The sequence below is a fragment of the Aeromonas sp. QDB54 genome (genome assembly GCF_027707385.1).
GTDB classification, from domain to species: domain Bacteria; phylum Pseudomonadota; class Gammaproteobacteria; order Enterobacterales; family Aeromonadaceae; genus Aeromonas; species Aeromonas hydrophila.
Genome location: NZ_JAPCIT010000013.1, coordinates 138,332 through 146,797 on the forward strand (window position 1 = coordinate 138,332; position 8,466 = coordinate 146,797).

Annotated in this window: 8 protein-coding genes and 1 pseudogene; 7 read left to right on the top strand and 2 right to left on the bottom strand. The window is 49.7% G+C overall.

Features of this window, described 5'->3' with window-relative positions:
- Positions 1 to 72: 72 nt before the first annotated feature.
- From PG881_RS14345 to PG881_RS14375, 7 genes are all read left to right on the top strand, one after another.
- Complete coding sequence (locus tag PG881_RS14345) at positions 73 to 402, top strand: helix-turn-helix domain-containing protein (RefSeq protein ID WP_088821970.1); 330 nt, start codon at positions 73 to 75, stop codon at positions 400 to 402.
- 95 nt (positions 403 to 497) lie between these two features.
- Positions 498 to 785, top strand: a complete 288-nt coding sequence (locus PG881_RS14350) for a hypothetical protein (RefSeq protein WP_088821971.1) — start codon at positions 498 to 500, stop codon at positions 783 to 785.
- 162 nt (positions 786 to 947) lie between these two features.
- Positions 948 to 2,180: a TniQ family protein gene (locus tag PG881_RS14355; RefSeq protein ID WP_113996090.1), complete on the top strand. Its 1,233-nt coding sequence runs from the start codon at positions 948 to 950 to the stop codon at positions 2,178 to 2,180.
- A 5-nt stretch (positions 2,181 to 2,185) separates the two neighbouring features.
- Positions 2,186 to 4,288 carry a hypothetical protein gene (locus tag PG881_RS14360; RefSeq protein WP_157668944.1) on the top strand — a complete coding sequence of 701 codons (2,103 nt, stop codon included), beginning with the start codon at positions 2,186 to 2,188 and terminating at the stop codon, positions 4,286 to 4,288.
- Positions 4,289 to 4,292: 4 nt separating this feature from the next.
- Positions 4,293 to 5,336, top strand: coding sequence for a type I-F CRISPR-associated protein Csy3 (gene csy3 / locus PG881_RS14365; RefSeq protein ID WP_161524853.1), 1,044 nt, complete (start codon positions 4,293 to 4,295; stop codon positions 5,334 to 5,336).
- Positions 5,333 to 5,953: a type I-F CRISPR-associated endoribonuclease Cas6/Csy4 gene (cas6f, locus tag PG881_RS14370; protein ID WP_270800819.1), complete on the top strand. Its 621-nt coding sequence runs from the start codon at positions 5,333 to 5,335 to the stop codon at positions 5,951 to 5,953. Before csy3 ends, cas6f begins: the two co-directional genes overlap by 4 nt.
- 966 nt (positions 5,954 to 6,919) lie before the next feature.
- Complete coding sequence (locus PG881_RS14375) at positions 6,920 to 7,174, top strand: helix-turn-helix domain-containing protein (RefSeq protein ID WP_113995280.1); 255 nt, start codon at positions 6,920 to 6,922, stop codon at positions 7,172 to 7,174.
- A 201-nt stretch (positions 7,175 to 7,375) separates the two neighbouring features.
- On the opposite strand, the gene PG881_RS14380 is transcribed toward PG881_RS14375, so the two are convergent.
- Together PG881_RS14380 and PG881_RS14385 are read right to left on the bottom strand one after the other, a co-directional pair.
- Positions 7,376 to 8,053 (bottom strand): SMODS domain-containing nucleotidyltransferase, encoded by a 678-nt coding sequence (locus tag PG881_RS14380; RefSeq protein ID WP_270800822.1) that lies wholly within the window; start codon positions 8,051 to 8,053, stop codon positions 7,376 to 7,378.
- Positions 8,054 to 8,057: 4 nt separating this feature from the next.
- Positions 8,058 to 8,372: pseudogene (locus PG881_RS14385) on the bottom strand (SLATT domain-containing protein); the annotation flags it as partial.
- Positions 8,373 to 8,466 lie beyond the last annotated feature (94 nt).

An 8,466-nucleotide genomic window follows, 5' to 3' on the forward strand; every position in this document is an offset into this window, starting at 1 on the left:
ATTGCTTAGTACACTTGTTCGTATAAGACTAAGAGAATCTTAGCTACCTGATCCTCAGCTAGCAGAGACCCCATGACAAACCCATTACCCATCAGACTCAAAGCAGCAAGAAAGGCGACGGGTCTGACTCAACAGCAGTTGGGGATACGATTAGGTATGGAACAGAGCACAGCTAGCGCCAGGATGAACCAGTACGAGAAGGGGAAACATGCCCCAGACTACCAGACCATGCAACGCATTGCTCAGGAGTTGGGTTATCCGGTGGCCTACTTCTACTGTGATGACGAACTGCTTGCTGAATTGATCTGCATGATGGCAAAGCTGTCAGAGGAGAAACAACGAGAGTTGCTACAGCAGTTGTCTGTCACCGAATATGCGGAATCACGAGATTCTGCGGAGTGACTCGGCCCTGTCGTTTGGTCGGCGAGCCTCCGTTTCGCCCATCAGCCATTCCTATGCTGGGATCGTATAGACAACACTGAGGTTAAGGAGTGCACATGCTGGTGAAAGCGGTGGTTCCAACCGAGCAGGTGGTAGATGTACGCTGCGATATCTGTGGCGAGAGCACGATGATGGCGGGGGAGCAGAACCATGCCACCTTGTCTGCCAACTGGGGGTATGGTTCCCGGCATGACGGGGAGCGGTATGAAGTGCATCTCTGCGAGAGCTGCTTCTTTGAAACCCTTGCGAATTTGCGCCAGTCCCATCGGCAAAACAATATGTTTGCGGATGATTACGAGCCAGCAGATCCCGAGCACTTTGGCCGAGTTGATAACTTGTTCTAGAAACATCGGCGTAATGTCTCCAAGGAGTAGACTGTAAGTGCCACGGGTAGAGGGAAGAGAGTCGGGGTGTGCTGCTGAGCTAAAAGTGTGTCTGCTCGAATGGTGATACCAAGGATATGTGCTACACCTAAAAACTAAGCAATATTTAGTTTTGGTGATCTTATGCATCTTCTTGTTCGACCTGAACCCTTCGCTGACGAGGCATTGGAGAGCTATTTTTTACGCTTGTCCCAAGAAAATGGTTTTGAGCGCTATCGCATCTTCAGCGGCTCAGTTCAGGACTGGCTTCACACGACGGATCATGCGGCAGCCGGGGCATTTCCATTGGAGCTATCAAGGCTCAACATTTTTCATGCAAGCCGATCTAGTGGTTTACGGGTCAGGGCCTTGCAACTTGTGGATAGATTGACTGACGGAGCTCCATTTCGTTTACTCCAGTTGGCACTATGCCATTCGGCCATCAGTTTTGGTAATCACTACAAAGCTGTACACAGGTCGGGCGTCGATATCCCGCTCAGTTTCATTCGGGTTCATCAAATCCCCTGTTGTCCAGATTGTTTGCGCGAGTCAGCGTATGTGCGTCAATGCTGGCACTTCAAACCCTATGTTGGATGCCATCGTCATGGTGGGAGATTGATTTATAGTTGCCCAGCCTGTGGTGAATCCCTTAATTACCTGGCCAGCGAATCGATAAATCATTGCCAGTGTGGCTTTGATTTACGTACAGCATCAACGGTCCCGGCCCAGCCCGATGAAATCCAATTGTCGGCATTGGCCTATGGTTGTTCATTTGAATCGTCCAATCCGCTGTTAGCCATAGGCTCCCTGAGTGCGCGATTTGGAGCTCTGTATTGGTATCAGCAGCGTTACCTCAGTGATCATGAGGCAGTGCGTGACGACAGGGCCCTTACAAAAGCCATCGGCCACTTTACTGCATGGCCTGACGCTTTCTGGCGGGAGTTACAGCAGATGGTGGATGATGCATTGGTCAGGCAAACCAAGCCGCTGAATCATACCAATTTTGTGGATGTTTTCGGGAGCGTAGTGGCTGATTGCCGTCAGATCCCAATGCGCAATACGGGGCAGAATTTTATACTCAAAAATCTGATCGGTTTTTTGACCGACTTGGTCGCCCGCCATCCTCAGTGCAGGGTCGCAAATGTAGGAGATCTTCTGCTCTCAGCAGTAGACGCCGCAACGTTGTTATCCACCTCTGTTGAGCAGGTTCGCCGTTTACACCATGAGGGATTTTTGCCGCTGTCTATCAGACCGGCTAGCCGAAATACGGTATCGCCTCATCGGGCAGTGTTTCACCTCCGACACGTAGTCGAGTTACGCCAGGCGCGTATGCAGTCCCATCATGATCACAGTTCAACCTATCTACCTGCATGGTGACGATAATGCATATCGAGGAGCTATTGGACATTGAGGATCATGGTGAGCGCGACAGACAGTTAAGACGCTATCTTGCTCCCTATTCTGCGGAGATAGGTGTCGATGGTGCAGAGAAAATGGCATTGGTTGTGCTGCTGAATCTGACGCTCAAACGCGATAGGGTAGAAAGTCTGTGTGATGAGGGTCTCGCCAGGCAACTTTTGAGCGATGAGGGGCACATCACGAATTGCCTACATACGGTTCGCTGGCTGCACACTCACAATCTGAAATATCCTGATGCTCGGGTCAGTGGTGAGCGGCTCATAATAAATGCACCACCGCTGATCCCGGGTGTTATCAGCAGCGCAGGTTTACCCATGAGAATGGGCTGGGCCCATGATAGTTCTGATATAAACCTTGCCAAGCTTTTTGGCACTTCGTTTCGATACCGCGATGACAGCACTAATCTGGCATTACAGCTAGTAGCCAGGAGTAAGACGTGGGAGCAGGCGTTGATAGGGTTAGGGTTGACGCAACAGCAACTTGATATCTGGTGCCAGTTGTTAGCGAGTAATTTGGAGAACAACACGTTCCCGACTGTAGTGAGTCCCTTTTCAAAACAGGTGCGTTTTCTGTACCAGGGTAATTACTGCGTAGTCACACCCGTCGTCAGCCATGCACTGCTTGCCCAGCTACAAAATGTGGTTCATGAAAAGAAATTGCAGTGTACCTATATACATCATGATCATCCGGCCAGCGTAGGGAGTCTGGTCGGTGCCCTTGGTGGCAAGGTAGCTGTACTCGATTACCCTCCGCCAGTTAGTCCGGACAAAGCCCGCAGTTTCTCACAGGCCCGCAAACATCGGCTGGCAAATGGCCAGAGTCTGTTTGATCGCTCGGTTTTCAATGACCATGTGTTTATTGATGCGCTGAAGCATGTGATATCTAGGCCAGGGTTGACCCGAAAACAGCAGCGGCAATTGCGGCTATCGGCCCTTCGCTACCTGCGGCGCCAATTGGCGATATGGTTAGGACCAATAATAGAGTGGCGGGATGAGATAGTGAGCAGTGGGCGTGGGGAGCCTGGTAACCTGCCATCAGGGGGGTTGGAGCTGGAGCTCATCACCCAGCCCAAAAAAATGCTACCTGAGCTCATGCTACAAGTGGCAGGCAGATTTCATCTTGAACTGCAAAACCATTCAGCAGGTAGGCGCTTTGCGTTTCATCCCGCGTTGATGGCACCGATTAAAAGTCAGATTTTATGGTTGCTCAGGCAGTTAGCGGACGATGAGGAAAAGGATGAGCCACACCCTCCAACATCTTGTTACTACCTGCATTTGTCAGGCTTAACCGTTTACGATGCCTCAGCTCTGGCAAATCCCTATCTGTGCGGTATTCCGTCGCTCTCAGCGTTGGCTGGATTTTGTCATGACTATGAACGTCGATTGCAGTCATTGATCGGCCAATCGGTTTATTTTCGAGGGCTGGCTTGGTACCTAGGTCGTTACAGCCTGGTGACTGGGAAGCATCTACCTGAGCCTAGCAAATCGGCGGATCCTAAGTCTGTTTCAGCCATCCGTCGTCCCGGCCTACTTGATGGGAGATACTGTGATTTGGGCATGGACTTGATTATCGAGGTACATATCCCAACTGGTGGATCCTTGCCATTCACAACTTGCCTTGATTTGCTGCGAGTGGCGCTGCCTGCTCGCTTCGCAGGAGGGTGTTTACATCCACCATCGCTGTATGAAGAGTACAACTGGTGCACTGTTTACCAAGATAAAAGTACGCTGTTTACCGTGTTATCTCGATTGCCACGATATGGGTGTTGGATATACCCGTCTGATGCCGATCTACGCAGTTTTGAGGAACTCAGTGAAGCATTAGCACTAGACCGTCGATTACGTCCGGTTGCGACTGGTTTTGTCTTTCTTGAAGAACCCGTTGAGCGGGCTGGAAGTATCGAAGGCCAGCATGTCTACGCAGAATCTGCAATTGGTACGGCACTCTGTATCAACCCCGTTGAAATGAGGCTAGCAGGCAAAAAACGGTTCTTTGGCGCTGGCTTTTGGCAGTTGAATGATGCGAAGGGGGCTATCCTGATGAATGGTTCAGCAAACACGGGGTAAATGCATGGAACTGTGCACTCATCTCAGCTATAGCCGCTCGCTATCTCCCGGCAAGGCGGTGTTTTTCTACAAAACAGCAGAATCTGATTTTGTACCGCTGCGGATCGAAGTGGCAAAGATTAGCGGGCAAAAATGTGGCTACACGGAGGGGTTTGACGCCAATTTAAAGCCGAAAAATATTGAGCGATATGAACTGGCATACAGCAACCCCCAAACGATCGAAGCGTGTTATGTTCCCCCGAACGTTGATGAGCTGTATTGCCGTTTTTCGCTCAGGGTAGAGGCCAATTCAATGCGGCCGTATGTTTGCTCCAACCCTGATGTTTTGCGCGTGATGATCGGGCTGGCGCAGGCCTACCAGCGACTCGGTGGATACAATGAATTGGCCCGCCGCTACAGCGCTAACGTGCTGAGGGGAATCTGGTTGTGGCGCAATCAATATACCCAAGGAACCAAAATCGAGATCAAAACTTCGCTGGGTTCCACATACAATATCCCAGATGCTCGTAGGCTGAGTTGGTCGGGCGATTGGCCAGAATTGGAACAAAAACAACTAGAGCAGTTGACTAGCGAGATGGCGAAAGCTTTGAGTCAGCCCGATATTTTCTGGTTTGCCGATGTAACAGCCTCCCTGAAAACGGGTTTTTGCCAAGAAATCTTCCCCAGTCAAAAATTTACCGAACGACCAGATGATCACAGCGTGGCAAGCCGCCAGCTAGCTACTGTCGAATGTAGCGATGGTCAGCTAGCGGCCTGTATCAATCCGCAGAAAATTGGTGCTGCACTGCAAAAAATTGATGATTGGTGGGCAAATGACGCAGACCTGCCGTTGCGAGTACATGAGTATGGAGCCAATCACGAGGCGCTAACAGCATTGCGTCATCCTGCAACCGGCCAGGATTTTTATCACTTGCTAACAAAAGCAGAGCAGTTTGTCACCGTTCTGGAGTCGTCTGAAGGGGGTGGGGTTGAGCTACCTGGAGAAGTTCACTATTTGATGGCTGTCTTAGTGAAAGGTGGATTGTTTCAGAAAGGGAAGGGGAGATGACCGAAAACCGTTATTTTTTTGCTATCCGTTACCTATCTGATGATGTTGATTGTGGCCTGTTGGCAGGCCGTTGTATATCAATACTCCATGGTTTTCGCCAAGCCCATCCTGGTATCCAGATCGGTGTAGCCTTCCCAGAGTGGAGTGATAGAGATCTCGGTCGTTCTATCGCCTTCGTCAGTACGAACAAATCCTTGTTGGAACGGTTTAGAGAGCGGTCCTATTTTCAAGTGATGCAGGCGGATAATTTTTTTGCGCTCAGTCTTGTGCTGGAGGTGCCAGATACCTGCCAGAATGTCAGGTTTATTCGTAACCAGAATCTGGCAAAACTGTTTGTAGGAGAGCGGAGGCGACGACTAGCCAGAGCTAAACGTCGGGCAAAGGCACGAGGCGAAGCATTCCAACCCCATATGCCAGACGAGACTAAGGTGGTTGGGGTTTTTCATTCAGTTTTTATGCAAAGTGCCAGCAGTGGACAAAGTTACATTCTGCACATTCAGAAGCATCGGTACGAGCGAAGCGAAGGCCGCGGGTATAGCAGTTATGGACTGGCATCCAATGATCTCTACACGGGATACGTTCCAGACCTGGGAACGATTTTTTCAACCCTTTTTTAGAATGGTCTATCCTTAGCAAGGTAAAACAAGCAGTTAGAGAAACCGCAGAATGATGGTCAAATTACAGCGATGCTATTTTTCCCTTTTCATTCAAAGTATTACGTTTGCATGCGCACAGTGAACTGCCGTATAGGCAGCCAAGAAAACAAAACGCCGACAGGCCTGTTCATCCAGGCTGTGAACTGCCGTATAGGCAGCCAAGATTAGGACTGGAAGAAATCATCCAAGTTGGGGACTATATTCTGCCGTAGAGGCAGATATTATTATGTAGCCCAGCCTTATGGCTGGGCGTTTTAATTTTGGGGAAGGAGTAAAAGTTATCAAATATGCAGAGCAATAGCTGAAACTGGTACAGTTTTCCGAGGCCCCGTAGTTACTCAATGAGGGTCTAAATTCATTGGGTCAAAGTGATTCTTGGTTGGCGATTCTGTAAGTTTTGATTTCTTAAGTTTTTGTCTCTCTAGAAACAGGTAGAGGGAGGCTATACCGAACAAAGTCATAAACGCGTAAAATAAGGCAAGAATGACAATGCTATTCATGTGTACCCTCGGCATTTAGTTGCTATCACCGAACAGTTCAAGACTGGTACAAAGTGATTTTCTAGGTTCAGTTCATTCTTCTTCACTTTGAGTCATTTGGCAATACTGCTATACTGTCCTTGCAGCCCTAGATTCAGTCCTCTCCCAGCAACCATACTGGTGATGACACTAGGTTCGTTCTAGCCCTGTTATGCAGGGCTACCTCAATTTAACGACAAACCCGCCACTAGGCGGGTTTGTCGTTTCAATGTGAGAGAGATTGCTGTTGCTCTGTACCTAGTGGGTCAATTTTTAGTCGGCATTGATAGTTCGATAAAATACCTCCTTTAGCGTGTAAAGAGTGATTACCTGCCAAAGCGTGTAATTATTGAAATACCTGTTATAGCGTGTACATTGAGAGGGTGTCAGCAATCGGGTATGTCGAATCATGAAAGTAACCAGCGCTAAGCAACTAAGCGCCTATCTCAAGGATGCTAGGTGTTTGCAAAAACAGTCTCAGGGCAAAGTGGCCGACAAGGTCGGTATCAGGCAAGACACTGTCTCCAGTTTTGAGCTCAATCCCGAGTCAACCAAGCTGGGTACCTTGTTTAAGATCCTCGCAGCACTGGAGTTATCCCTCGATATCAAACCCCGCACCGATCCACCAGAGAGCCCTTCGTCAGGCTGGAAAGGGGAGTGGTAAGCCTGTGGGTGTACATGAATGGATACCATGTGAGCTCCTTTACCAAGACAACTATCGGTGCCCGCCAATTCCAATACGATGAAAGGCATGTATTCCTCCTCAAAGTCGGAACAGCTTTTTGATTTCGTTCTCTGCCGTCACCGGCATCTCATCCTTTTCATACTGACGAACATTGGCCACGATGGTTTTCGCGCGCGTGATTTAGTTGTTCACCCTCTGAGGGTATGAGGGGCTCGTATTCAGATTGTCGATGACTGCGAAGAAATAATCCTTCTGGTTTGTCTGAAACCAGAAGCTCAGGCCGCAGACCCATTTCTCCATTTCGAAGGAGGAGCGAAACGGAAAACCTGCGGTCGCATTCCAGTACTTGAACAGCCGAATGGACGGCTTGATCAGCGATTTGTTCTCTTTGTTCTTTGTCTCAAGCGTTGCATTGAAATCATTCGGGTTGGTCGTCATCCAGCCGCCATAGCCATCCGGAATCTGCAACTCGCCAAGCCACGTCATTGTAGCGGGCACGAGGTCGAACTTGATGTGGTTCAGTTCCAAGACGATTGTTGGACTGGACTGGCGGATCTCCGAAGAGTGGTAGTACTTTTCAACGAAAGCCTTTAGCCGGTTCAGATAGGTCTGTGGCGTGGCGTTGTTCTCGCTGAACACGATCATGTAATCGATATCCGAACGCTCGTCCATAGAGCGCGGTAAAATGGTCCCCCGCGTCGATGAGCCGAAGCGGAAGTGCTGTTTGAACACACCGTTGGCGAAATGCTGACCAATTCGAGTTTGCAGCGTAGAAATCGAGGTCGTGATAGACGACTGCTCGGTAGCAGACAGCACAGCACTGCTGGCTGTGTCCGTCAGAAAACTCAATACCGACATTCTGTCATTTCTCCTTGTCCACTTTGTGGGTAGCTTCGCCTTCCTCGATGCCTTTGCGTGCAGCGACAAATGCGCGCCGTGGAATACTCGGGCTCTTCTGGTTCAGCTCATTGCGTGCAGAGGAGAGAGCCTTCAATCTCTCAGGAAACTCTCCCAGCCGATCGATCTCAAGTAGTTCGATCTCACGAAAAAAACGGGCTTCATTCCGAAGAGCCAAAAATTGTCCGGCAGCTGCCCGATGCATTGCTGCGCGCTCGTTGGGCTTGAGAAAGGTCATCAACCCCGTCAGTAGCGACGCCAGCAAGGTGAAAGCACTGGCCCACTCAGGTTGGCTTTTGGATTTGACCCCATAGGTCCAGACACTTTTTCCCGCTTAGGGTTGTGATACCCGACTGCGCAGAAATTCCCGTGGT

Bases quoted from the DNA above. Each gene is read 5' to 3' on its own strand.
- PG881_RS14380 (WP_270800822.1), bottom strand. From the start codon at position 8,053: ATGTCGGTATTGAGTTTTCTGACGGACACAGCCAGCAGTGCTGTGCTG.
- PG881_RS14345 (WP_088821970.1), top strand. From the start codon at position 73: ATGACAAACCCATTACCCATCAGACTCAAAGCAGCAAGAAAGGCGACG.
- cas6f (WP_270800819.1), top strand. From the start codon at position 5,333: ATGACCGAAAACCGTTATTTTTTTGCTATCCGTTACCTATCTGATGAT.
- csy3 (WP_161524853.1), top strand. From the start codon at position 4,293: ATGGAACTGTGCACTCATCTCAGCTATAGCCGCTCGCTATCTCCCGGC.
- PG881_RS14375 (WP_113995280.1), top strand. From the start codon at position 6,920: ATGAAAGTAACCAGCGCTAAGCAACTAAGCGCCTATCTCAAGGATGCT.
- PG881_RS14360 (WP_157668944.1), top strand. From the start codon at position 2,186: ATGCATATCGAGGAGCTATTGGACATTGAGGATCATGGTGAGCGCGAC.
- PG881_RS14355 (WP_113996090.1), top strand. From the start codon at position 948: ATGCATCTTCTTGTTCGACCTGAACCCTTCGCTGACGAGGCATTGGAG.
- PG881_RS14350 (WP_088821971.1), top strand. From the start codon at position 498: ATGCTGGTGAAAGCGGTGGTTCCAACCGAGCAGGTGGTAGATGTACGC.